The following is a 24,739-nucleotide window of genomic DNA, read 5'->3' as shown; positions in this document are numbered from 1 at the left end:
GCGTTGAAACCTCCCTGGCAGCGAATCGACGGTGAGCGGTCGTTACCAGAACTTGTCGCGCTTGACCGGACCGGCATTGCGCCGTTCCGGGCCGGCGGAGTTGCCGGTGTCCACCAGCCGGCGTTCTACCAGCACATTCTGCAATGCCTGGCGGGCCACCGGGTCCAGCTGATCTTCGCGCTCCTTGAGTTCCAGCAGGATCGGGCTGGACCAGGTGCGATAGGTTTGCTCGGCGATACGAACGGGGGTCATCTATCTCTCCTTGATTAAGCGCCCGCGATGAAGCGGGAGCTGTTCGATGAGGTAGAAACGTTAGTTGAGGAAACGGGTTGTTGCCAGCCGTGGGGACTGGCGGCTCGTCGTTGAGTAAACACATCTTGAAAAACACTTTTCCACAAGCGAAAAGCCACGTACCTTACCGCGCAAAATAATCAGACATTCAGGGATGATGTGCGTGGGGGCTTATCGACTGCTGCTGGCGATGCTGGTGGCGATTTCTCATATGGGCGTGGCGTTTGCGGGTTTCAATCCTGGCGTCATTGCGGTGGTTTCCTTCCTGCTCATCAGCGGCTTTGTGATGACCTCGTTGATCGAGAGGAACTACAACGCGCCGGAGCAATTTCAACGGTTTTACGCTGATCGGGTCTTGCGGCTTTATCCGCAGTTTCTGCTCTACTTCGTCAGCTCCTGCGCCGTGATCCATTTCCTGTTGCCCGGTACGCCCCAAGCGGCGGCGCTGACCGTCAACAACATCGTCACCAGCCTGCCGATTGTGCCGATGGGTTTTTATATGTTCGGCATTACCATTCCCGAGATCCTGCCGGCGGCCTGGTCGCTGGGTCTCGAAATGTGTTTCTACCTGCTGATTCCGTTCCTGATCGTCTACAAGGTCCGGGGCATCGCGTATGCGCTGTCCGTGGCGGTATTCATGGTCGCAGCGCTGGGTTATATCAACACCGATGTCTACGGTTACCGACTACTGCCCGGCGTGCTGTTCATCTTCCTTTGCGGCAGCTACCTGTACCGCATGCGGGCCAGGGCAGGGATGATCGTTGCCGGCACCGCCATCGTCGCGGCCCTGATGTTCCTGGCGATTGTCACGGGACTCATTCCCCGGCGGCCCTTCAACGCGGAGGTCACTGCCGGTATTGCCTTGGGCGTTCCGGCTGTCTTTGTGCTGAGCAAGCTGAAGTACCATCGGGTGGATGAGTTGTTGGGGAACATCAGCTACGGTGTGTTCCTCAACCATTTCGTGGTGATGTATGTGCTGCGGGCTTTCTGGCCGGTGGCGTACGACGCATCGATGATCTCGCTCGTCCTGCTGCTTTCGTTCGTGCTGAGCGGGATTTCGTATTACTTCGTCGAACGGCCAGCCCTGAAGCTGCGTCATGCGCTGCGGGCCGGCGTCAGGAATGGCGCAGGTCAAGAACCGCGCGGTGAAACCGTCGCTTAAACGACCCGGGGTTGGACATTACTTTTCGGAGATAGCGAAAGATGACGCTGGATAACCTTGCGCTGTTTTTGATGATCGTCGAGAAGGGTGGCCTGTCTGCCGCCGGCCGCGAGTTGGGGTTGTCGCCAGCGTCGGTGTCCGAGCGCCTGGCAGTGCTGGAAAGTTACTACGGCGCGAGCCTGCTGACCCGCACCACCCGTTCGCTCAGCCTGACCGATGAAGGTCGCCTGTTGGCTGACGGTGCCCGCCGACTGTTGGCCGAGGCCGATGAGCTGGAGACCAGCATCCGTCTGGGCACGCAAAAAATCTCCGGGCTGATCCGCCTCAGTGCGCCGGTCGATCTCGGGCAATCGCGGATTGTGCCGATCCTTGACCGGTTTCTGGCGGAGCATCCGTCCGTGACCATCGACCTCAATCTCACCGATGGATTCGTCGACCTGGTCAGCCAGGGGATCGACTTCGCCGTGCGTTACGGAACCCTCTCCGACAGCACCTTGCGCGCCAAACCGATTGGCGAGAACCGCCGCGTCATCTGCGCGGCACCGCAATACCTTGAACGCAACGGCACGCCTCGACACCCGGACGACCTGGCAGACCATGACTGCATCGTCATGCGCTTTGGCAGCAACATTGATCGGGTCTGGACGTTCCGGGTGGCGGACGAGGCTTATCGCGTGGTGGTCCGGGGCCGCCGAGTGGCGAATGACGGCGGACTGGTCCGGCAGTGGTGCCTGGACGGCCATGGCCTCTGCAACAAGTCCATTTGGGATGTGCAGGCCGACCTCGCCGCAGGCAGGCTGGTGGAAGTGCTGCCTGATTATTCGGCCGGTCAAACCGCGCTGCAGATTGTGTATCCGCCGGTGAGTGTCCTGCCGCGCCGTGTCCGGGCGCTGATCGACACGATCGCTTCGGAACTGGCGTTAGGTGACGGCTGATTTAGACGTTAAGAATAAATTAGACATAAATTCTAATCGTGGGTAGTCTCAAGTCGTTGTCATCGGCCAACCGATCATCGACCTGAGGGAACAAGCATGGCCACACTTCCGGATTTCCGACTGGAAACCTACTTCTCAAAGTGGGAGTTTTCCGCGCGTGACCACATGACGGCGTCCGATGCGCAAAGCATGTGCATCAAAGACTTGCTGGCACTGACGAGTTGCTTGCGTAGCGGATGCGGTCGGTCGCATATCGAGGAAGGCTTGCAGGTGTTTCGCGATTACCTGCGGGGGCAATGACTCATGACCTCGTCAACCTTTGCGATCTATAGCCTGAGCGAAATGCGCACGGTGTTGCGGCGCAAGGACATGCTTGACGTGGTGCGTGACGCCATTGTGCGGCATTCACTGGGTGAGGTCGTCGCGGCGCCCTCGGGCGAACTGTTGTTCCAGCAGCCTCCTGGCGACTGCCATATCCGCTTCGGTTATTTCCGAGGCGGCGCGGTTTTTGTGGTGAAGATTGCGATGGGGTTCTATGAGAACCCGGCCCGGGGACTGGAAACCAACAACGGCCTGATGCTGGTATTCGACGCCCAGACCGGCAAGGTCATCGCCGTGTTGAATGACGAAGGCTGGCTCACCAGTTGGCGCACTGCGGCGGCGGGGGCTCTTGCGGCGAAGGCCGGTGCGCCGTCGCAGGTCTCGGCCCTGGGGATTCTCGGCAGCGGGCATCAGGCTGAACATCAGGCGCGCTGGGCGTCGGAGATCCTCGGCACCGATCAGGTGGTGATCTGGGGGCGCGACCCGATCAAGTCGAGTCGACTGGTCCAGAGTCTTTGTCATCAGGGTTTCAGCGCTCGGACAGCGGCGACCGTGGAAGAGGTGTTCGAGCACTGCAATGTGGTGATTACCTGCACGCCTTCGACCCAGGCGATAGTGCCCGTGTCGGCGGTGAAACCGGGTACTCATATTGTCGCCATGGGCGCTGACAGCTTCGGCAAGCAGGAACTCGCTCCACGGATCCTGGGCCTGGCACGGGTGATCATGACTGATGACCGTCAACAGTGTGCCCAGCGCGGCGAGTTGGCCCATGCCATTGCCGCAGGGCTGGACACTTCCAAGGCTGAGGTTTCATTGGGACAGGTGCTGGCCGGAAATAGCGCGGGGCGGATCAGCGATGACGATGTGACCGTCGCCGATCTGACGGGGCTGGCGGCGCAGGACATCGCCATCGCGACCCTGGCCATCGAGTTGATCCAGTCCGCGCCGTTGGGCCGGTCTGTCCAAGGCTGAGGTGAGCCCGTACAATTCCCGTCCATTTCAAGGTTTTCCAGTGCCCCTATGGTCGATATCGCCTTCATGAATGCAACGGCAGACGGCATCGCCGCGTTGCTGTTCCCCGATCTGGAAGCGGTGGTCCATGACATCCGCAGCGGCCTGATCACGCACATCGCCAACGGTTTTTCCAAGCGTAAAGTCGGCGACCCTTCGTTGATTGCCGACCTGCCGGAGCTGGACAAGGGGCTGGATATCATCGGTCCCTATGAAAAAGTCGGACCGAATGGCCGCCTGCTGCGCTCAATCAGCATGGCCGCGCGTTCCGATAAGGGCGAGATCGTCGCGCTGCTGTGCCTGAATTTCGACGTGACGGCGCTGGCGCAAGTGCAGAAGCTGCTGAGAGGTTTCGCTGCGGGCGTGAAGCCGCAAGCCCGGCCGGAAGCGTTGTTCAGCGCAGACTGGCGGGAAAAACTCAATGAAATCGTCGAGGCCATTTCGGCAGAAAAGTGTGTGCGTCGCAGTGACTTCGGGCGCGCCGAGATCATGTTGGCGCTGATTGAAGCCCGGGCCCATGGCTTGTTGGATGTTCGAAACTTTGTCGACTATTTCGGCGAGTACTTCGAGATCTCCCGCGCCACGGTCTACAACTATCTGAAGGCCGTTCAGGCCGCATCGCCGGAGTGAAGCAAGAGGCATCGAATGATGCCTCTTTTCATGTGCGGTACCGGGGTCAGGCGCAGGCCTGGCCGAGGTGGTTGTCCACTGCGCCAACGATGAGGTGCACCGGAATGTGCTGTTGCGTCTCAACGGAGGTGACTTCGAAACTGCCTACGATTTGAAGGTGTCGCTCGCTCAGCCCGGTCGACTCTTCTTCCTTTGCCTTAGCCATTCTCGCGTGGTTCATTGCGATTTCATTGAGAGTTGACACGTTACTTCTCCGGGGGGACTGACCAAGGTATTGATTGGGTGGCTGCCGCGTCAGAATTACGTCGTTCCGGGGCCGCTAAGACCGGCATTTGCAAAGCCCAAGCCAAGATTTGGTCGCTTGCCTGCGCAGGTTTTTGCAGGCGACGAACGGCTTGTCGCGCGGTTTTTTCAAGGTGCACCGACCGTCAGACGGCTTGAATTATTGGCGCTGGCCAGACTCCATGATTCGAGAGGCAATGGTTTCTCGATGGCGGTGTACTCCGCACTGAGGTTAGGCAATGACATCATTTGAAGACTTCAGGACCCAATCGCAGGCGCTTCTGACAGAACTGGATGCCGCCACGATGGGAATGATGACGTTGGTAACAGCTAAATGTGTTTCCGGGCCGGAATGGGACGCGGCCACGCAAAGGCATCACGATGCCTATGAACGCTGGAATGCTTTCCTGAATATCCCTGGCTAGGACCCGTAGCGCGGGCTGCGGGCTGCGGGCTGTTTGCGGGCCACTCACGAAGACCGGCAGAATCTGTTGATCGAAAGAGCCAAAATGCTCGCCGACAAGATGATGCAAAACAGACAGTGAAAAGAGCCCAGCCACCGCGCTGGGCTTTTCATGACTGGCCAAAGGGAAACGGTTTAGTATTCCTTTCCCGCCCCCTCAAGGAACATGGAAGTGAGAAACACCTACACAGCAGGGATGTGCCTTTTACTCACGGTTTTGACGGCTCCCTGTGCTTATTCAAGCGCTGAAGACACGTCCGCCGAGAACGCCTCATTGCTCTGCAAAATCCTCGACGGCAACGACGCCCTGACCCAGGCTTCCGAGTTCTCTGCCGAGAATCGCTCGGTCTACATCTCCGTAGACGCTTCTCCAGAAGAAGCCAAAAAGCTTTGCCCGGTGATCAGCGCCATTGTCGTGGATAACGAGATGGAGTTTGCCCAGGGCTGGACGGTGCAGATCAGTTCCCCGGGCAATGACTATAAAGTGGCGGCCGTGTGCCCGTTGTCACTTTAGATCAGCCCTTATTGGCAACGTTTTTGATGCCCTGGCCGCGTTCCACCATGGCGCGCCATTCCTGAACACTCGAGCGCTCGAGCATCCTGGTATGCCAGGCACGCAGTGCTTCACACTCATCAGGTACCGGCAGTTTCACCAGCGAGGCGAAAATCATGCCGCCGAGTACCGCGATGTCGGCCATCGAAAATTCGTTGCCCGCCACAAACGGCCGGTTTGCCAGGACGCCGTTGAAGTAGTGCATCCCGCGCACGGCCTTATCGCGCATCCGCTCACCCCATTCACGGTTCTGGTAAAGCTCGACGTCCGGCCCAAGACCGGGCGTGGCGTGATGGAAGTAGGTGCTGACCGCATCCAGGAATTCGATTTCCGCACGCTTGGTCATCATGTGGATGATGCCTTTTTCAGCGGGGGTTCTGCCGGTGAGCAGCGGGTTGCCATCCAGCACGTCAAGGTACTGGGTGATGGCGGTGCACTCGGCAATCAGCGTGCCGTCGTCGAGTTCCAGCACGGGCAGTGTCCCGGAGTAGTTGATCGCTAGAAACGCGGGCTTCTTGTGCTCGCCGGTCCATAGATTGACCGGCACGAATTCGATCCGCGACAGCAAGCCTTTCTCTGCCAGCGCAATGCGCACACGCGCCGGGTAGGGACCATCGAACCAGTCGTAGATTTTCATCATCGGGAAGCTGGACACGTCGGGATGTGGCTGTTGGAACGTCATGGTTGATTCACCTGCCTGTCAGTTGGTAGGTAAACATTGAGCGCTTGATTTGTTCATGTCAACCCCTACCTACCAATTGGCAGGTAGCCGGTTGTGCGAGTAGAATCGGGCCGTTATGACCCTGTGATTCAAAACCGAGGAGTGAACACGTGAGCGAAAATGCTCGGGAAGCCATATTGGAAGCGGCCAAAGGCGCTGCGCAAATCCACGGCTACAGTGGGATCAATTTCCGCAGCATTGCCGATGAGGTAGGGATCAAGAACGCCAGCATTTACTACCATTTCCCGAGCAAGGCGGACCTCGGCGCCGCTGTCGCCAAACGCTACTGGGAAGAGACCGCCAAGGTGCTGGAGGCCATACGCGCTGCCAATCCCGATCCGGCGCGCTGCCTGCAGGTGTATCCGAGCATCTTCCGAAGCTCACTTGAAGACGGAAACAGGCTGTGTCTGTCCAGCTTCATGGCGGCCGAATACCAGGACCTGCCCGAAGAGGTGAAGGGTGAAGTGCTGGCGTTTGCAGACATCAACGTGGCGTGGCTGACGACCGTACTTGCTGATCTCGGCCTGGGAAGCGATGACCTGTGCGAGCGGCGTGCCCGTGCCATTTATACCGCCGTCGCCGGCGCTCAACTGATTGCCCGGACTCGCGTCGATATCGGGTTATTCGACGAGCTGATTCAGAGCTATCAAGAGGCGGGACTCCTCTCGACCTGACCTGGCTAAATGCGTCAGTTCGACGTGGCTCCAGGCGCTGACACCATTTGCTCCACCAATCCGGGCGTCATGTAGTGCGGTCCGTCGAACAGGTACAGCGGATAACCGTTATAAGCCGCTAATTGCGCTTTCAGTTCAGCGGCGGTCGCGGAGCGAAATCCTCCGCCGAAATTGGGACGAAAGGCCTCGGCGATGATTCGCACGCGGTCCTTGCCCAGGCGCTGGCGCAAGGCGTCGGCGTAAGTTCTGGCGACCGGCGCGGTGCGCGCATACACGCCGACGCCGTCCTGGAAGAACACGCCGATGTCATTCGGCAGCCACTGTTTGAGCCAGTCGGCCGTTGCGGCGGGGCCGATGTTGGCACCGTCGTAGACGCTGATCCACAACGGTCGCGGCAGCTTGGCCAGCAGCGCCGGCAGTTCTTTGGCGCGGGTCCAGCTCGGGTCGACTTCAGCGGGGAAATACCAGCCGGTGACGTGCAGCGGCGTAGGCAATTTGGCGATGCGTTCCGAGACCGCCGCCAGTTGCTCGATGTTGTCACGCGAGCGGTTTTCGCTGAAATAACCCGCCAGCCCGAGGATCACGTCCTGCGCCCACGGCGCCTTGGCGATGCGCTTCCAATCCGGCAGCACCGGGACGGCAGGCAGGCCCGTGCCGGGAACGAAGGCCTGATCGTCGACGACGGTCCATTGCACCAGCAGCTCCCGCGCGCCCAGTTTTTCCCAGTGCCCGTTGATCCCGACCGTCTTGTTGTCCGGCTGCCAGACGATGCCGACAATCCCCGGGGTCAGGGCCTTGTTGTGGGTCACGTAGAGCATCCCCGTCCCGGCGCTGAGGGTGACGGCGAACAACAAAGCCGCCGCCGTCGCGCGACTGATGGCATAACCGAAGACGTTCACGTCAGAGCCTTCTGGATGCGCTGATGCGCTGCGCCAGAATGCTGCCAACCATCAATTCGAACCTTCATGCAAATCCTCAATAGGAGTAAGTCAGGCGCGCGAACACGCCTTCGGCACGCTCATCGCCCAGCACTTTCACGCGGTATTGCAGGGAAAAATCCACGTAGGAGCGGGGCGCGTTGTAGGCATCCTCGCGGAACCAGTAGCGAACGTTGTTGCCGATCCCGATCCCGCCGGCCTTGCCCGAGGACGAGTCCGAGCGGCCATCGCTATCGGTGCCGCTGTTCATCTTCGAGTCATAATCGAACGCGGCCACCACATGCGGGAAGCTGACCCAGCGCGAACCGGCGCCGCCGATGGCGTAGCTGCGACCGACCTGCCATTCACTGTTGAAGTAGTTGCGCGAATCGTTGACGTAATGCCCGGCTTCGGCGAACAACTGCGAGGTCCACCAACTGGAGGCATCCACGCGCAAATCGGTGCCGATGCTGGAACCGTAGCCCAGACGCAGCAGCCAGTCACCGTCGACGTCCGACGAACCCAGCGGGAAGGTGCGCTCGACGGCCGCCATCACGTTCACCGCAGTGAACGGTTTGACCCGCACACCCACGGCGCCTTGCAGCGCATTGAAACCGGTGTCCGAATCGCCGTTCTTGCTCCACAGCGTGTCGGTGACGCGTCCATAGAGTTCGACAAAGCGTGCGTTGCGATAACCCAAGGGGCGCCAGGACAGTTCGGTGCTGTTTTGCAGGCTGTCATTGCTGCTGCTGCCGCCGCTCGGGGCTGAGCTCAAGCCACTGCTCGAACTGTTGCCGCGATAGCTGGTGGTGCTGGTCAAACCGATGGTGCGCGACACATCGGCCACGGCGCGGCGGGTGTCGAAAAGCTGTTGCGGCGACATGTCAAGATCGCCGCTGTTTTTCGCATCGATGACGCGCTTGAAGTAGCTGACAGCTTGCGCGTCGTCGTTGACCTGCATCGCGTTGTAAGCCGCATCCTGAGTGGCGGCTGGCGTCAATTGATTCCCGGCATCGGCCTTGCGGAACGAGGCGTAGGCGTCGTCATCGTTGCCGACCTGAACCGACAGATAAGCCTTTTGCAGGTCAGTCATCGACTCCAGTTCGTCGGTGTCCTTTGCTTGCTGCAACCGTTCGCGAGCGGTTCGGCGCTGGCCGATGGCGGCATACAGATTCGCCTCCTCGTAAGCGGGCAGGCTGCCGAGGGCCAAGGCTTGGGTGAAGTCCTTGCGAGCACCGGCATCGTCGCCGGTTTGCTGGCGCAGGCGACCGCGTTGGCTCAGCAACTGGGCGTCATCGCCATTGGCCGCGAGACCGCTACTGGCCGCTGCAATCGCTTCGGGCAGGCGTTTCTGGTCGGTCAGGGCGCTGACCAGCAATCGGCGATAGGCCGGATTGTGCGGTGCGCGGTCAACGGCCTGCTGCGCCAGAGTCGCCGCTTTTGCCGGGTCCTTGCGGGCCAGGGCGGCGTAGGCCTGGGTTGCCAGATCGGTACCGCCGTCGCGCTGGTTGCCGGGCCAGATATCGCAGACCAGACCGAAGGCGCTTTCCTGACAGTTCAGGGCCGGGGCAGGGAAGCGCGCAGCGGTGTTCATGCCTTTGTTTTTCTGGCGCAACGCGATTCCGGCAGCAAGGCGCCGGCGGGCCACTTCGCCGCCTTCATCGGCAACCAAGGGTTGCAGATGATCGAGCGCCTGCTGCGGTTCGCCATGGGCCAGCGCGGTGTCGGCGGCGAAGAAACGAATGTTGCGGGTTTGCGCTTGCGTCAGGCCCTTGATGGCCAGGGCGTGATTCAGGTCTGCCTGTGCCGCCTGGGTTTTGCCCTGGCGATCGAGGGCGTAGCTGCGCAGAATCCACGGCGCGATGTCCTGATCATCCTGGGCCAATGCGGCTGATGCGGCTTGCTCGGCGCCAGGGTAATCCTTGGCGGCGAGCAAAGCGCTGATCAGCAATTGTTGATTGGCGCCGATTTGCGGCGCCCAGGCCACGGCTTTCCTGGCCTGTTCAGTGGCCAGCGGCACATTGCCCGACTCCAGCGCGCGATAACCCTGAACCGCCAACGGTGCGGCCAATTGACGACGAATCCCTTCGCGGCGCATCAGCAGCGTATCGTTGCCGGGGAACACGGCGAGCGCCTGATTAGTAGCTTGATCCGCCTCTTGCAACTGAGGCTGACGCTGCAAGGCGTCGATCAGCAGCAAGCGATAATCCAGGCGTTTGGGCGCCTGGGCGATGGCTTTGCGCGCCGACACAGCGGCGGCTTCAAAGTTGTCGCGGTCATACGCCTTGAAGGCCTGAGCCGCCGCGCCGAATCCTGGCGCCTGAGGCGATGGCGAGTAGCGTTTCGGATGGTCGCGCAGTTCCTTGTCGCGCTGCGCCAGGGCAATCAGCGTATTCAGGCGAGTGATGTCGGCGCGTTGACGCAATGCTTCGCGAGCCTTGGCGATGGCCAGGTCGTAGTCTTTGCGTTCGTAGGCACTGTACGCCTCGTTGGCCGTCACGTAGGCCGGGCCGGTCAACGGCAGCGGCAGGGTTTCGGCCAGCGCCAGCGCGGGCAGCAGGCCCAGCCCCGTGGCCAGAAGGGTCAGCAAGGGGCGATTCATGCAGGAAGCTCCGCAGGGTAGTGGCTGTGCTGACGTGCCACGGCCTGTTCAATGGTGGCGCGGGGCAGCACGCCGCTGTCGACCAGATAGTCGCCGATGCGTCCGTGAATCTGAGGGCGATAACGCAGCATGGCGCGGCTGAACACCTCGCGATCCAGCAGGCCCATCTCGATCAACAGATCACCCAGCAATGGCGCGCGGGCGTCCGGCACGGATTGGCCATCACGCACGTTCAGTTGGCGCAGTTGCGCGACGATTTCGCTTTCCCGAGCAATCAATTGCACCGGTTCGCTGCCCAGTTCATCGCTGACCTGTTGCAGACCTTCGTCCGGCAACGGGCTGGCCACCGCGACTTGCGCGCGGCCGTCGGCATTCAGGCCCAGCGGCACCACGCGCCAGCGCAGGGCGAATTCATCGTCCAGCGTCTGATTCGAATCCTGCGCCTTGGTGGCCACGTCGAAGACTCGCGGCAGGTCGTTCTGGAACGCGATGGCTTCGGCCAATGTTTCATCGTCCAGCCAGCCGTTGCTGAGCAAAATCCGCCCCAGCGGCATGTGCCGGGTTTTCTGTTCGGCGAGGGCGCTTTGCAGGTCGGTCTCGTTGATCGCCTGCCAGGACAGCAACACGCTGCCGAGCTTGCGCGGTGCGGCGGCGACCAGATCGGTGGACGGGAAGTCGTGCATGGTCTTGTCCCACACCAGTTTGCGGTTCATGACCTTGCCGACGATGAACATGCGCCAGGCCCGTGAAGCGGCCATGAAGTTGACGAAGTTGCCCACCACCATGCGCGGGATCGACAGCAAACCATGCTGCCAGCCGTAGAGCACGGTGGTGAAATAACAGCGGTGAGCGATGCGCCAGGCCAGCGCGGCACCGTTGGCCAGCAGCAGGTACTTGATGAACCCGTTGGTTTCGAACGGCGTCGGGAAACTCACGTCCCACAGGCCGCTGTGGCGCAGGATGATCAGGCCCAGCAACTGCGCCAGAATCACGTAGGCGATGATGCTGACGAACGCCGTGACCACGCCTTTGCGGTCACGAAACAGCAAATAACGATTGGCCAGCGAACCGTTCCAGCCCATTTGCTCCCAGCCTTGCAGGCCGATGCCGAGCGTCCAGCGGGCTTTCTGGCGGAACGCGGTGCGGAAGGTGTCGGGAAAGAATTCGCGCACGCACAACGGCATCCGCAAGGTCGATTCGTAAGGCTTGCGAAACCAGGATTTGCGCAGCACCCGAAACTGCACCGGGAAGCGCACAAAGATCGCGTTCATGCCGACCTTGGCCAAACGCGCACCGACGTCGTAGTCCTCGGTGAGGCTGTCGGTGTTGAACGGCTGGTTCTGGGTTTCCCCGGCCAGCACGCGCAACGCACGATGGGAAAAGCAGGTGCCGACCCCGGCCGACGGCACGGTATCGGTCATGCTTTCGCGCACCACCAGGTCCTTGCCATGCCATTCGGCGAACTCGTCCATGTAGGTGCCGGCGACCCATTCGTACCAGTTGCGCTCCAGCGAAACCACGGGCAACTGGATCATGTCCTTGCGCGGCAGCAAGTAGTTGAACAGGCGCAATTCCAGCGGGTGCAGCACGTCTTCGCTGTCGTGCAACACCACGCCGGCGAAGGTCATGCCGTGGGTTTGTTCGTGCAGGAAAATCGCCTGGATCACCCAGTTCAGGCAGTCGGCCTTGCAGGTCGGCCCGGCATGCGGGACTTCCACGCGGTGCAACTGCTTGTAGCGCCGGCGCATGCGTTCCACTTCATCGATGGTGCGCTGGTCGTTGATGTAGGTGCCGACGAAGACCACATAGTTCTGGTAATCCAGGGTCGACACCATGTTCTCGATCATCGGCGCGATGACGTCGTATTCCAGCCAGGCCGGGACCATGATCGCCAGGGGCTGTTCGTCCCCGGCCATCAATTGCTCGGCGGTCAGCGGCCGGTATTTGCGGCCCACGGTGAACTTGCGAAACAGGCGGCGAGACCAGTACCACAGGTCAATGAACAAATCGTCCAGGCTGGAGATCAGGATCAGCACGGCGACCACGATGGTCGCGATCTCCAGGAAGCTGTAGTAGTGGGCCAGCCAGTAGGGCCAATAAAGCGACGTCATCGAAGGGTTCCGTTACTGGCGATTGCGACGGGCGTTACGGCCGGCCAGCAACAGGATGAGAACCAACAGAATGCCGCCCGGAATCAGCCACAACAGCGAAGGCGTGCGCCAGGCATCGAGGCCCTTGGGTTCTTCGTTTTCGATCAACTGGCTGCCACTTGGGTCTTGGGTGTTGAAGGTGGTCAGCGCACCGTCGTCACCGAGGATGGCCACATCGCCACGGCTCAGCAGAATCGGTTTGGCGAAACGTGGCGCATCGGCGCCCAGGGTGCGATAGACCAGACCGTGCTGGCCACCGGCATCCACTGCTTGCAGCGAGGCCAGATGGTTGAGCGGATGCACGTCGAGCAACACCTGATCCTTGTGATTGATGCGCAGGCGACCCTGCTCATCGACCTGCACCGATTCCTTGCTGTCCTTGACCGGCAACTCGAAGGCGAGGAAGGCTTTGTCCGGGGTGACCGAGGCTTTCGGGTCGTTGCTGACTTTCAGTTGTGCGCGCAGCGGCGAGACACCGGCGGCATCCGCGACCGAAATCACTTGGCCGAGGCTGCTCGCCGGGTGCTCGAGATAGGCTTGCGGCACAAGGATTTGCGTGTCCATGGCAAAGCGCGCGGCCATGCCGGAGAAGTCGTCATCCAGTGCGGTTTTCTCCAGCACGATGTGGCTGGTCGGCAGTACCGAGACCGGGAACGCTTGCGGCGTTTCCAGGCAGCGATCACTGACCGGCTGGCGCTGGAACGACACGCGCAACACGTTGGTCGCGCCCACGGCGTAACGCGGGATACGCGCTTCGATGCGTTGCTTCTCGCCGTCGGCCACCAGCTGTTGTGCGCCAATCAGATAATCGTTGAGAAACAGCGAAGCTACCGGTGCAGTGTCCGAGGCGCCGGGTGCGGCGGACACGTCGATCACCGCTTTCACCGGCAGGCGACCGTCGTAGGCCACGCTGCCCAGCGGGAACGAAGTGCTCCAGTCGGATTTCGCCAGCACGTCGATGGCGCCAGGGTTGCCGCCAAGGCGCGACAAAGCCACGCGGCCGTCGGCGCTCAATGGCAACTGGGCTTCGCTGACTGTCAGGTCGCGGCTGCGTGCCAGTTTGTTCCAGGCCGAGCTGAACAGGGCCAAGGCCTTGCCGGTCGCTTGCGGCGCGATCATCAAGACCGGGCGCGTGCCGAGCAGGCTCAGGCGCACAGTGTCCGTACCGCTGACCGCAAGGCCGGCATTGATGTGCCGTTCGCGCCATTGCGTGAAAGCAGCGGCAGCGGTGGCATCGAGGCCTTGAATCTGGCTCTGCAAGGCATCCAGGGATTCGTTAACCGCTTTGACCAGTTGCGGGTCGTTGATCGCCAGGTCTGCCTGGACGTTCGGGGTCTGGCCGAGCATCAGCAATGCGCCGATTTGTGCTGGGTTCGCCAGCACCTGCGGGCCCTTGCCGTTCAGGCTGGCGAACGCAGGAATGGCCAGCAGCTCAGCGGGGATGCGCAGGTTGCTCAGGTCAACGCTGTCTTGCAGCGCCGGGAACGGCAGGATGCGGCTGTGTTTGCCGATGCGTTCCAGCGCCACGCCAAGGCGCCACGCCGCGTCATAGCTTTCAGCCGACAAGGTGCCCGGCGCGACCATGATCCCGGGCTTGCCAGGCAATGCGGTCCAGGCGGCGCCGACGTTCTGCAACTGGCTGGCGTCGTAGCTGTAGGTGAGGCGGGTGTCCGGTTCGATACGCAAGACGTTGCCGATGGCGCGTTGGTCTTCACACAACACACGCGATACCACCGATGACCAGGCAATGCCCAGGCGCACCGAGCCGCTGTCCCGGGCTTTCTTGTCCACGCCCAGGGTGGCGCTGGCGTCGCCCTGAGGTTCGCTAAGGCCTTCGGCGCGCACCGGGTAACCGTCCAGCGACAGCAGCAAGGTGTTGCGACCGCCTTCGCCATTGAGGTAGCTGGCGTTGAAATTCAGCGTGGCATCGGTCAGCGGCACACCGGCTGGCACTGGCAGATACAGTTCGCGTCGGGCATCGGTGGAACCGAGGATGATCGGTGCGTCGATCCCCAGATCGCTCAAGCGGATCTCACGCTCCTGCCGGGTATCGGCATTGAGTCGATTGATCGCCTGGGTGAGCGGGTTGTCCGCGGCCAAGGCAAAGGTCGGCATGAGCGCGAGCAGGCTCACGCCACAGGCAAGGGCGCTGAACGCACCCGTATGGATGGCAACGGAAGGCTTCATTCAGGTAGATCTCGAGCTGATAAGGGGAAATACGGTTCGGTTTATTGAGAGGTGAAAGCCGGGTGTCTTTTCTCGGTCACAGACACCGTCGACGGGTAATGCAGGAACTTGGGCAATGGCAGTCGCGCCACGAGGAATTCATCGACCGGACGACCCATGAGTGCATCGACGATGCGTGCACTGGCCTGGCCGTCGCCATACGGGTTGGCTGCCTGGGAACAACGACGCCACAGCAGGTCGTCATCGAACAGCGCGTTGACCCCGGCGATGATCGAGTCCGGCGCGGTACCGACCAGGCGTACAGTGCCCGCCGCGACCGCTTCCGGGCGTTCGGTGACATCGCGCATCACCAGCACCGGTTTGCCCAGGGACGGCGCTTCTTCCTGCACGCCACCGGAATCGGTGAGGATCACATGAGCCCGTTGCATCAGGCGCACAAACGCCAGGTAGTCCAGCGGCTTGATCAAGTGCACGTTGGGCAGACCGCCCAGTTGCTCGGTGACCGGGCCGACGACATTCGGGTTCAAGTGCACCGGGTAGACGATCTGGATATCCGAGCGTTGCGCCAAATGGCTCAGGGCCTTGCAGATATCGAGGAAGCCTTCGCCGAAGTTTTCCCGACGATGCCCGGTCACCAGCAGCACCTTGCGATCGGCTTGCAGGAACGAGAATTGGCGGTCCAGGCTGGCGCGCAGATCGGCGTCCTGCTCGATGCGCCGGGCGGTCATCTGCAGCGCGTCGATCACCGTGTTGCCGGTGACGAAGGTGCGACCCTGCAGGCGTTCGTCGAGCAGGTTCTGCCGTGATTCATCGGTCGGCGCGAACAGCATGTCCGCACCGAGGTCGATGCAGCGCCGGTTCATTTCTTCCGGCCACGGGCTGTAGATATCACCGGTGCGCAGCCCGGCTTCGACATGGCCGACCGGGATGCGTCGATGGAACGAGGCCATTGCGGCGACCATGGCCGAGGTGGTGTCGCCATGCACCAGCACACGGTCCGGGCTGGTCTGTTCCAGCACCGGATCAATCGCCGCGTAGAGCGCCGCCGTCAGCGAGTTGAGCGTCTGGTGCGGCGTCATCACATCAAGGGTGTAATCGGCCTGGAGGTCAAACAGATCCAGCACCTGCTTAAGCATGCTTTGATGTTGGCCCGTGATGCAGATCTGCGAATGAATGCCAGGTTCTGCAGCAAGGGCTTTGACCAAAGGCGCCATCTTGATGGCTTCTGGGCGGGTACCGAAGATCGAAAGGATTTTAATCCTTGGATGATGACGAGCGATGAGAGGCCTTCCTCGCGCAGTTTTAGTGCGCAGCACAAGAGCAGACCCAAGTTGTTGTTTAACTTGAGCGAGCTGGTGTTATTGGATTTTAGTTAAAGCCGGGAGGGCATCAGCGTAATGGCTGATGTTCACTTCATGTGAGAGGGGTGTAGCGCCTGGAACCCGGAACGGCCGGATTATTAGCATTGAAGATGGGATTGTTAAAGCGTTATATGCGCTTTTTTATTAAATAAATAAGATTGAAACTTTCATGTTTGAGGTCGGTCTTTTCTTGTTTTATGTAATTCGTGGATAATCATTTTTAGTTGTAATTTCACTTTTAAAGTATTGTTTTTAAAGGATTATTTTTAATATGTGCCCGTTCGTCAGTGCGTGTGAATTATTTGTTTAGTCTGGTGGTCGCGATTTTTAAGTTGGGCGATGGGATTTGTCGCTCAGTCACTTAAATGGCGCCTGAATGTTGTCACTCTACTACAAAGAGCAGTCCGTAGTAGTAAGTTTGTTGCAATTGGTCTGTTGTGCGTATTTGCAGTGTAGAAGAGTTTGGTTGTAATAGTTGAACTTTTCCAAAGTGCGCAATTTGCCGTTGGCAAAAAACTGAATTACCTGCAATGGAAACAGCACCTACCCATTTGGAGTATGGCGCCGCCAGGCAATCGGCTGAATGATCGGCATCACAACTATTCGAGAGGGATGCGTTCATGCCGATTTCAAAACCAGCCGTTTTGACCCCTGCCGAGCAGGCCAATCTGACCCGTGCGGACAAGGCGCATTACATGCACGGCTACCACGTGTTCGATGACCACGCGGAGCAGGGCGCGCTGAACATTGTGGCCGGTGAAGGCGCTTACATCTACGACGCCGACGGCAACCGATTCCTCGATGCAGTGGGCGGCATGTGGTGCACCAATATCGGCCTGGGTCGTGAAGAAATGGCTGACGCCATCGCCGACCAGGTTCGTCAATTGGCCTATTCGAATCCCTTCTCCGACATGGCGAATAGCGTCGCCATCCGCTTGTGCGAGAAACTCGCGAGTCTGGCGCCGGGGGATCTCGATCACGTGTTCCTGACCACCGGCGGCTCGACGGCGGTGGACACCAGCTACCGGCTGATTCAGTACTATCAGAACTGCCGGGGCAAGCCTGAGAAAAAGCATGTAATCGCCCGGCACGGCGCCTATCACGGCTCCACGTGCCTGACGATGTCGATCGGCAACAAGGCCGCGGACCGGGTCCCGGAGTTCGATTATGCCCACGATAAAATCCATCACGTTTCCAGCCCCAACCCCTACCGGGCGCCGGAGGGCATGGATGCAGCGCAACTGCTGGAGTTCCTGGTCGGCGAGTTCGAGGACAAGATCCTGAGCATCGGTGCGGACAAGGTCGCCGCGTTCTATGCCGAGCCGATCATGGGCTCGGGCGGCGTGATCATTCCACCAGAAGGGTATCTGCGGCGGATGTGGGAGGTGTGCCAGAAGTACGACATTCTGTTTGTCGCGGATGAAGTGGTCACGTCCTTCGGGCGCTTGGGCAAGTTCTTTTCCTCGCTCGATGTGTTCGATGTGCAACCCGACATCATCACCACGGCCAAAGGCCTGACTTCTGCTTATCTGCCGCTGGGCGCCTGCATCTTTTCCCAACGCATCTGGGACGTGATCAGCGAGCCGGGCCAGGGACGCTGTTTCACCCACGGCTTTACCTACAGCGGCCATCCGGTGTGCTGCACGGCGGCGCTGAAGAACATCGAAATCATCGAGCGGGAGAACCTGCTGGCGCATGTGGATGATGTGGGCGCGTACTTTGAGCAGCGCCTGAAGACCCTGGAAGGCTTGCCGCTGGTGGGGGATGTGCGCTGCAAGAAATTGATGGCTTGCGTCGAATTCGTCGAAGACAAACGCACGAAAAAGCTGTTCCCTGAGGCGTTGAACATCGGCGAGAAAATCCATCTGCGCGCCCAGTACAAAGGTTTGCTGGTGCGGCCGATCGTGCACCTCAATGTGATGTCGCCACCGTTGACGATCAGCCATGCGCAGGTCGATGAGATCGTCGAGACGCTGCGCGAATGCATCCTCGAAGTTGCCGTGGAGCTGCAATGCAGCGGTGATTACGCCGGGCAATGAGCCGGCGTTTCACACCTTTGCGCGGGGAGGGGGCAATCGCTAGACTGGCCGGCATGAACTCATCGGCCCCCCCTCATTCGATCACCCTGGCACTGCATGCGCTGCATCAATGGCATGTGGAACTTGAGCGCGCGTTCCAGCATGGCACCGAGCCCGATGCGCTGCGGCATCTGGTGGTGGCGCTGACGGCGCTGGCGCCGGTCGAGTCGGTGATGATCAGCCTGGAGCGCAAGGACTGCCCGCCCAGGTTGCTCTATCAGCACGGCATTCCCGAGCAGCACCTGGACGCGATCCTCAATCGCTATTTCTCGGTGGGCTATTTGCTCGATCCGTTCTGCCTGGCGGTGGACAGTGGCCTGGCCCAAGGCTTTTATTCGCTGGCGGAAATCGCCCCGGACGACTTTTTCGACAGCGACTACTACAAGACCTATTACCTGAATCTGGGCTGCACCGAAGACAGCTATTACATCGTCAACCTGGACGACCACAGCAAGATTTCCGTCAGTCTGTTCCAGGGCATGGGCGCCAGCAGCTTGAGCGCCGACCAGTTGGATGTGCTGCGGGCCGTCGAGCCGATGGTGCGATTGTTCATCCGCCAGTGCGGCTACATTGACCAGCAGCGCGATTCAATCCTGGCGCCAGCGGCGTCGACGGCAGTCAATCAGCGCATCCAGGTGGCGATGGCGCAGTTCGGCTGTGACGTGCTGACCGAGCGCGAACGGGAGAGTGCGCACATGGTCTTGCGCGGGCACTCGATCAAATCCGCCGCTCGGGAAATGGGCATCTCCCCCGAGACCGTGCGCATGCACCGTAAAAACCTGTACTTGAAGCTGGGCATCAACTCGCAGTCGGAGTTGTTTGCGCTGTTTATCGAGTGGTTGCAGAAAGCTTAGAGCGGCATCGCAACGCATCCTGTCGGCCCAAAAAGTGCACCTACCCATTTGGAGTATGGTGCCGCCCCCGCAATGGCTAAATAGTAAAGGCGCACGCTTCCTTCAGAAGAAAAACACCAAAAGGTGAATAGAAATGCGAACTGCGCTAGCCATCCTTTCCAGTCTGTTGCTTTTCCCTGTGTGCTCGGTGACTCATGCGGCGGAGGCGGACGACACGCTGCGCATCTACAACTGGTCGGACTACATCGGTGAACACACTCTGGCGAATTTCCAGAAGGCCACCGGGATCAAAGTCATCTACGACACCTTTGATGGTTACGAAACGGTCCAGGCCAAACTGCTGACCGGCCACTCCGGTTACGACCTGGTGATGCTCAACGCTTCGCTGGTTCCGCCGTTGATCAAGGCGAACGTGTTCCAGCCGCTGGACAAGAAACAGCTGCCGAGCTGGAGCAACCTGAACCCGGAGATTGTGCAGAAGTTGCAGGCTTACGATCCGGGACTTATCTATTCGGCGCCTTACACCTGGGGCAGTAACGGGGTGACGTACAACGTCGACATGATCAAGGAACGCATGCCGGATGCGCCGATCGGTTCACTGGCGATGCTGTTCGATCCAAAAGTCGTTTCACGCTTCGCCGATTGCGGCGTGACGATGCTCGACGCTCCCACCGAAGTCCTTCCTCTGGTGCTGCAATACCTTGGCCGCGACCCGCAAAGTGCTTCCGCCGCAGACCTCAAAGCCGCGCAGGACGTGCTGATGGCGGTCCGCCCGTACATCAAGAAGTTTGATTCGGTGAGTTACCTCAACAGTTTGCCCAACGGCGACACTTGCCTGGCGATGACTTGGTCGGGTGACGCCGCCACCGCCCAGGCGCGGGCGAAAGAAGCGGGGCTCAAGACCAACTTGTCGTATTTCGTGCCCAAGGAAGGTTCGCTGATCTGGTTCGATGACCTGTACATCCCGAAAGATTCCACGCATGCCGCCAACGCGCACAAGTTCATCGAGTTCCTGTTGCAGCCGCAGAACATGGCCGACGTCACTAACTTGATTCACTACGCCAACAGCAACTCGACGGCGACCGCGTTAGTCGATGCGGATGTGCTGGCCACGGCGGCGATCTACCCGGATGACGCGACACGCCAGCGCCTGTTCACGCAAAAGACTCACGACGCCCAAGGCATGCGGGCCATGACCCGGGTGTGGAACAACGTGAAGACCGGCAAGTAAGACCGGCGCGCTCTACCGATGGATTAGGTAGGGAGTTGTTCGAAGATGTAACAACTTCCACCCGTCTCCCTCTCGGTTTCGTGAAAAACCAGAAATTAATCAATGAATTAAGTCCTGTAACGCATGTTGCAGGGCCTTTTGGCACGGGATTGCCGCCTTACTGAACACTTGTTTAGTATCGGCAGCAATTCAACTCCCGCAACTCAAAAACAATAAGACGAGGGCCTTTCATGACTTCTCATTCGACACTGCTGAGCCGGGTAGAAAACGGCATCGCCTGGGTCACGCTCAATCGCCCGGAACAGCGCAACGCGTTGGACATTCCGACCCTCAAGGCCTTGATCAACCTGCTCGACGAGCACGATGCCAACCCTGACGTCCGGGTGCTGGTGTTGACGGGTTCCGGCAAAGGCTTTTGCGCGGGTGCCGACGTGGCCGAATGGGCCGATGCGGAAAGCCGCGGCATCCTCGAAACCTACGGCTGGACCGAAACCGCCCACACCTTGATGAACCGCCTGCACGGTTTCAGCAAACCGACCATCGCCGCCATCAACGGCATCGCGGTCGGAGCCGGGATGGATTTGACCCTGACCTGCGATTTTCGCCTGGCCGCCCAATCCGCGCGGTTCAAGGCCGGCTACACCAGCCTGGCCTATTCGCCGGATGCGGGCGCGAGTTGGCACTTGCCACGCCTGATCGGCGCCGAACAGGCCAAGCGCCTGCTGTTCCTCGATGAAATCTGGAGTGCCGACCGCGCGTTGGCTACCGGTTTGGTCAGTGAGATCTGCGCCGATGAGCAGTTGCTGGACAGCGCTGCCGAGCTCGCAACGCGCCTGGCCAACGGCCCGACCTTCGCCTTCAAGCAGACCAAAGTGCTGATCCGCGACGGCGCCCAGCGCAGCCTCGCCGAACAGCTTGAAGCCGAACAGGCCGCTGGTTTGCTCTGCGGTCGCAGCCTCGACGGCGCCGAAGCCCTCAAGGCTGCCGTGGAAAAACGCACCCCTCACTTTATCGGCCGCTAATCCAACAGCAGGGACGTACAGCCATGAATTTCCAACTGACTCAAGAGCAGGACATGCTGGTGGAAGCGGTGCGGCGGTTTGTCGAAAAAGAGCTGCTACCCCACGAAGAAACCGTCGACCGCGCCGATGCCGTGCCGCCGGAACTGGCCGCGCAAATCCGCGCCAAGGCGATCGCCGCAGGTTTCTACGCCTTCAACATGCCGGAAGAGGTCGGCGGTGGCGGCCTCGATTACCTGTCCCAGGCGCTGGTCGAGCGTGAACTGTCCAAGGTGTCGTGGGCGCTGCATGTGTTCGTCGCGCGCCCGTCGAAAATCCTCATGGCCTGCACCGGCGCGCAGGTCGAGGATTATCTGTTGCCCTGCGTGCGCGGCGAGAAGGTCGACTGTTTTGCCTTGACCGAACCGGGCGCCGGCTCCGACGCCAATGCGATCAAGACCCGCGCCGTGCGCGATGGCGATGACTTCGTGATCAACGGCAGCAAGCATTTCATCAGCCACGCCGGGCATGCCGATTTCGCGATTGTGTTCGCGGTCACCGACACCTATGAGCACAACGGTCGCCAGCGCAACGCCGTGACGTCGTTCCTGGTGGATCGCGATACGCCGGGGATGACCATCCGCCGTGGTCCGAAATGCGTCAGCAACCGCGGTTATCACACCAGCGAGATCTTCTTCGACGATTGCCGCGTGCCGGCCTCCAAAGTGCTGGGTGAAGTCGGCAAAGGTTGGGAGGTTGCCAACGCCTGGTTGACCGCGGGCCGGGTGATGGTGGCGGCCAACTGTGTCGGTCAGGCCCAGCGTGCTTTGGATGTGGCGCTGCAATGGGCAGCGGACCGCAAACAGTTCGGCCACGCCATCGGCACCTACCAGGGCATCTCGTTCAAGTTGGCGGACATGGCCACCGAGATCCGCGCCGCCGAACTGCTGGCGCTGCATGCAGCCTGGAAAATGGACCAGGGCACCATGACCGATGGCGAGGCCGGCATGGCCAAGCTGTTCGCCAGCGAAGTATTGGGCCGTGCTGCCGATGAGGCGGTGCAGATTTTCGGCGGCATGGGCCTGATGGACGAGGGGCCGGTGGAGCGCATCTGGCGCAACGCGCGGATCGAGCGGATCTGGGAAGGCACGTCGGAGATCCAGCGCCACATCATTTCCCGCGAACTGCTGCGGCCGCTGCTGCGCTGATCGGTCGAGGAGAATCCCATGTCAATCAGAGACAATCTCAAGCGCATGCTGGCGCCGCGGCATTTGGCGTTCGTCGGTGGGCGCAGCATGGCGCGGGCGTTCAAACGCTGCGTCGATGGCGGTTTCCAGGGCCAGATGTGGTTGGTCAATCCGCAGCACGAAAACCTTGAGGGCATTCCTTGCGTGGCGTCGGTTGCGGATTTGCCGTGCGGGCCGGATGCGGTGTTTATCGCGACCAATCGCGAACTGACGTTGAGCTGCGTCGCCGAACTGGCGCTCAAGGGCGCCGGCGGAGCGATCTGCTATGCCTCCGGTTTCGCGGAAACCGGCGAGGAAGGCCAGGCGATGCAGGTGCAACTGTTGCAAGCCGCCCGCGACATGGCGCTGCTCGGGCCGAATTGCTACGGCTTGCTCGACTACCTGCACAGCGCCGCGTTGTGGCCGGTGGCCCATGGCGGCAAAGCGGTGGAGAAGGGCGTCGCGGTGCTGACCCAGAGCGGCAACTTTGCCTACAACTTGAGCATGAGCGATCGCTCGCTGCCGTTGGCCTACATGGCCTCGGTGGGCAATCAGGCGCAGTTGGGTGTGGCGGAGTTGATGGACGTGCTGCTCGACGAGCCGCGTGTGACGGCCATCGGTCTGCACCTCGAAGGGCTGAAGAACGTTCCCGGTTTTGCCCGCGCCGCGCACAAGGCGCTGGAGAAAGGCATTCCGGTGATCGCCCTGAAAACCGGCGTGTCGCAGATCGGCGCCGAACTGGCGTTGAGTCACACCAGTTCGCTGGCCGGGTCCGATGCGCTGTACGACAGCCTGTTCGAGCGGCTCGGGGTGATCCGGGTCAGCGGGCCGGTGAGTTTTGTCGAAACCCTCAAGGCTGCGGCCTGCGGTCGTCTGCCGGCGGGTCCGAGTCTGGCGGCGCTGGCCTGTTCCGGTGGCGACGCAGGATTTATCGCCGACTATGCCGAACGCAACGGCCTGACCTTGCCCAAGTTTGACGACCGCCAACGCGCGGATCTGGCGCAGGTGTTGCCGAGCTATGCCAACCTGGTCAATCCGCTGGATTTCACCACGGCGATCTGGGGTGATCGCGAGGCGCTGGAAAACATGCTCGAGAGCGTTTTGCGCACGCCGGCTGATGCGGCATTGCTGGTGCTGGATTACCCGGCCGAATCCACAGGTGAGCGCAAGGAATGCGATTTGCTGCTGGAGTTGTTTTGCGAGTTGCTGGAGCGGCATGGCAAGACCGGTGTGGTGACATCGGCGTTCCCCGAATTGCTCCCGGCCAGTGCCCGTGATCGGCTGCATGCCCGTGGCGTCGCCGCGTTGCAAGGGATCGAGGATGGTTTGGCGGCGTGGGGGCGGATTGCCCAATACCAGACACGCCGCCGGGTGTTGCTGGCCAAGGGTGAATCGGTGCTGGCGCCGATCTGTTCGGCTGCGTTGGTTTCTGAAGGACAGCTATTGGATGAGTGGCAATCCAAACAGGCATTGCGTTCGTTTGGCCTGCCGTTGCCGGAAGCGCGGTTGTGCCGTCCCGAACAGGCACTGGAGGAGGCCGAACACCTTGGCTATCCGTTGGTGCTCAAAGTGGTCAGCGCCGAACTGCCGCACAAAACCGAGGCCGGTGGAGTTGCTCTCAACCTGAAAGATCCGGCGGCGTTGCAATCAGCGCTGGAAAGCATGTGCGGCAATCTCGCAAAACATGCACCGGGGCTGGTGTTCGATCAGGTGCTGCTCGAACGCATGGCGTCGCCACCCTTGGCTGAGTTGATCGTCGGGATCAAGCGCGAAACCGGCTTCGGCCTGGCGCTGGTGATCGGGGCCGGCGGCATTCTGGTCGAGCTGCTCAAGGACAGTCGCAGCCTGTTGCTGCCGACCACCGACCAGGCCATCCACGACGCGCTGCTGAGCCTGCGCTGTGCGCCGTTGCTCACCGGATTTCGCGGCGGGCCGGCGGTGGATATGCCGGCGTTGGTTCGGGCGATTCGTGCCGTGGCGGATTACGCCGGCGAAAACGTCGAGCGCTTGCTGGAACTGGATGTGAACCCTTTATTGGTCAATGCCCAAGGCGCGGTGGCGGTGGATGCACTGATCCGCCTGGCCTGAACAC

22 protein-coding genes are annotated in these 24,739 nt (G+C 60.7%); 14 read left to right on the top strand and 8 right to left on the bottom strand.

Annotated elements, in window-relative coordinates:
- Positions 1 to 42: 42 nt before the first annotated feature.
- Positions 43 to 252: a hypothetical protein gene (locus ACIOYV_RS06550; RefSeq protein ID WP_290028575.1), complete on the bottom strand. Its 210-nt coding sequence runs from the start codon at positions 250 to 252 to the stop codon at positions 43 to 45.
- A 202-nt stretch (positions 253 to 454) separates the two neighbouring features.
- Here ACIOYV_RS06550 and ACIOYV_RS06545 point away from each other — a divergent pair, with 202 nt between their 5' ends.
- From ACIOYV_RS06545 to ACIOYV_RS06525, 5 genes are all read left to right on the top strand, one after another.
- Positions 455 to 1,453 carry an acyltransferase family protein gene (locus tag ACIOYV_RS06545; RefSeq protein ID WP_401321975.1) on the top strand — a complete coding sequence of 333 codons (999 nt, stop codon included), beginning with the start codon at positions 455 to 457 and terminating at the stop codon, positions 1,451 to 1,453.
- Between the two features lie 41 nt (positions 1,454 to 1,494).
- Entirely contained in the window at positions 1,495 to 2,388 is an 894-nt protein-coding gene (locus tag ACIOYV_RS06540; RefSeq protein WP_401321972.1) for a LysR family transcriptional regulator, read from the top strand.
- Positions 2,389 to 2,484: 96 nt separating this feature from the next.
- On the top strand, positions 2,485 to 2,688 hold the full coding sequence (locus ACIOYV_RS06535; protein WP_401321970.1) for a hypothetical protein: 204 nt from the start codon (positions 2,485 to 2,487) through the stop codon (positions 2,686 to 2,688).
- Positions 2,689 to 2,691: 3 nt separating this feature from the next.
- Positions 2,692 to 3,681, top strand: coding sequence for an ornithine cyclodeaminase (locus tag ACIOYV_RS06530; RefSeq protein ID WP_401321967.1), 990 nt, complete (start codon positions 2,692 to 2,694; stop codon positions 3,679 to 3,681).
- A gap of 66 nt (positions 3,682 to 3,747) precedes the next feature.
- A complete protein-coding gene (locus tag ACIOYV_RS06525) occupies positions 3,748 to 4,350 on the top strand; it encodes a transcriptional regulator (protein ID WP_401321964.1) in 603 nt (200 codons plus the stop codon).
- Positions 4,351 to 4,396: 46 nt separating this feature from the next.
- Here the strand turns inward: ACIOYV_RS06525 and ACIOYV_RS06520 are convergent, their stop codons facing one another.
- Positions 4,397 to 4,594: a hypothetical protein gene (locus ACIOYV_RS06520; protein WP_163914587.1), complete on the bottom strand. Its 198-nt coding sequence runs from the start codon at positions 4,592 to 4,594 to the stop codon at positions 4,397 to 4,399.
- Between the two features lie 277 nt (positions 4,595 to 4,871).
- Here ACIOYV_RS06520 and ACIOYV_RS06515 point away from each other — a divergent pair, with 277 nt between their 5' ends.
- Together ACIOYV_RS06515 and ACIOYV_RS06510 are read left to right on the top strand one after the other, a co-directional pair.
- On the top strand, positions 4,872 to 5,057 hold the full coding sequence (locus ACIOYV_RS06515; RefSeq protein WP_054050801.1) for a hypothetical protein: 186 nt from the start codon (positions 4,872 to 4,874) through the stop codon (positions 5,055 to 5,057).
- 312 nt (positions 5,058 to 5,369) lie between these two features.
- The gene (locus ACIOYV_RS06510; RefSeq protein ID WP_290028580.1) at positions 5,370 to 5,609 is read left to right on the top strand and encodes a hypothetical protein; all 240 of its coding nucleotides are present in this window, start codon (positions 5,370 to 5,372) and stop codon (positions 5,607 to 5,609) included.
- Between the two features lies 1 nt (position 5,610).
- On the opposite strand, the gene ACIOYV_RS06505 is transcribed toward ACIOYV_RS06510, so the two are convergent.
- Entirely contained in the window at positions 5,611 to 6,330 is a 720-nt protein-coding gene (locus ACIOYV_RS06505; protein WP_401321960.1) for a glutathione S-transferase, read from the bottom strand.
- 149 nt (positions 6,331 to 6,479) lie between these two features.
- On the opposite strand from ACIOYV_RS06505, the gene ACIOYV_RS06500 reads away from it, so the two are divergent.
- Positions 6,480 to 7,043, top strand: coding sequence for a TetR/AcrR family transcriptional regulator (locus ACIOYV_RS06500; RefSeq protein ID WP_401321958.1), 564 nt, complete (start codon positions 6,480 to 6,482; stop codon positions 7,041 to 7,043).
- Positions 7,044 to 7,057: 14 nt separating this feature from the next.
- Here the strand turns inward: ACIOYV_RS06500 and ACIOYV_RS06495 are convergent, their stop codons facing one another.
- The 5 genes from ACIOYV_RS06495 to wecB all read right to left on the bottom strand — a co-directional run bounded on the left by ACIOYV_RS06495 (position 7,058) and on the right by wecB (position 16,179).
- Positions 7,058 to 7,861, bottom strand: a complete 804-nt coding sequence (locus ACIOYV_RS06495) for a hypothetical protein (protein WP_401322626.1) — start codon at positions 7,859 to 7,861, stop codon at positions 7,058 to 7,060.
- 157 nt (positions 7,862 to 8,018) lie between these two features.
- Positions 8,019 to 10,562 carry a tetratricopeptide repeat protein gene (locus tag ACIOYV_RS06490; protein ID WP_401321955.1) on the bottom strand — a complete coding sequence of 848 codons (2,544 nt, stop codon included), beginning with the start codon at positions 10,560 to 10,562 and terminating at the stop codon, positions 8,019 to 8,021.
- On the bottom strand, positions 10,559 to 12,673 hold the full coding sequence (locus ACIOYV_RS06485; RefSeq protein ID WP_401321953.1) for a glycosyl transferase family protein: 2,115 nt from the start codon (positions 12,671 to 12,673) through the stop codon (positions 10,559 to 10,561). The genes ACIOYV_RS06490 and ACIOYV_RS06485 overlap by 4 nt, the downstream gene beginning before the upstream one ends.
- Before the next feature lie 12 nt (positions 12,674 to 12,685).
- The gene (locus ACIOYV_RS06480) at positions 12,686 to 14,899 is read right to left on the bottom strand and encodes a hypothetical protein (protein WP_401321950.1); all 2,214 of its coding nucleotides are present in this window, start codon (positions 14,897 to 14,899) and stop codon (positions 12,686 to 12,688) included.
- 41 nt (positions 14,900 to 14,940) lie between these two features.
- Positions 14,941 to 16,179: a non-hydrolyzing UDP-N-acetylglucosamine 2-epimerase gene (wecB, locus tag ACIOYV_RS06475; RefSeq protein WP_401322623.1), complete on the bottom strand. Its 1,239-nt coding sequence runs from the start codon at positions 16,177 to 16,179 to the stop codon at positions 14,941 to 14,943.
- A 701-nt stretch (positions 16,180 to 16,880) separates the two neighbouring features.
- Here wecB and ACIOYV_RS06470 point away from each other — a divergent pair.
- The 6 genes from ACIOYV_RS06470 (at position 16,881) to ACIOYV_RS06445 (ending at position 24,735) form a co-directional block, all read left to right on the top strand.
- Positions 16,881 to 18,299 carry an aminotransferase gene (locus tag ACIOYV_RS06470; RefSeq protein WP_401321948.1) on the top strand — a complete coding sequence of 473 codons (1,419 nt, stop codon included), beginning with the start codon at positions 16,881 to 16,883 and terminating at the stop codon, positions 18,297 to 18,299.
- A gap of 53 nt (positions 18,300 to 18,352) precedes the next feature.
- On the top strand, positions 18,353 to 19,192 hold the full coding sequence (locus ACIOYV_RS06465) for a helix-turn-helix transcriptional regulator (RefSeq protein WP_401321945.1): 840 nt from the start codon (positions 18,353 to 18,355) through the stop codon (positions 19,190 to 19,192).
- A gap of 133 nt (positions 19,193 to 19,325) precedes the next feature.
- On the top strand, positions 19,326 to 20,423 hold the full coding sequence (locus ACIOYV_RS06460; RefSeq protein ID WP_401321942.1) for a polyamine ABC transporter substrate-binding protein: 1,098 nt from the start codon (positions 19,326 to 19,328) through the stop codon (positions 20,421 to 20,423).
- A gap of 230 nt (positions 20,424 to 20,653) precedes the next feature.
- Complete coding sequence (locus tag ACIOYV_RS06455) at positions 20,654 to 21,445, top strand: enoyl-CoA hydratase/isomerase family protein (protein WP_401321939.1); 792 nt, start codon at positions 20,654 to 20,656, stop codon at positions 21,443 to 21,445.
- 23 nt (positions 21,446 to 21,468) lie between these two features.
- Positions 21,469 to 22,629, top strand: a complete 1,161-nt coding sequence (locus ACIOYV_RS06450; protein WP_054050825.1) for an acyl-CoA dehydrogenase family protein — start codon at positions 21,469 to 21,471, stop codon at positions 22,627 to 22,629.
- A gap of 18 nt (positions 22,630 to 22,647) precedes the next feature.
- Positions 22,648 to 24,735 carry an acetate--CoA ligase family protein gene (locus tag ACIOYV_RS06445; RefSeq protein ID WP_401321936.1) on the top strand — a complete coding sequence of 696 codons (2,088 nt, stop codon included), beginning with the start codon at positions 22,648 to 22,650 and terminating at the stop codon, positions 24,733 to 24,735.
- Positions 24,736 to 24,739 lie beyond the last annotated feature (4 nt).

The sequence above is a fragment of the Pseudomonas sp. NPDC087342 genome (genome assembly GCF_044744265.1).
Taxonomy (GTDB): Bacteria; Pseudomonadota; Gammaproteobacteria; order Pseudomonadales; family Pseudomonadaceae; genus Aquipseudomonas; species Aquipseudomonas nunensis.
Note: the sequence above shows the minus strand (reverse complement) of the source record. Positions and strands in the feature narration are given on the sequence as shown.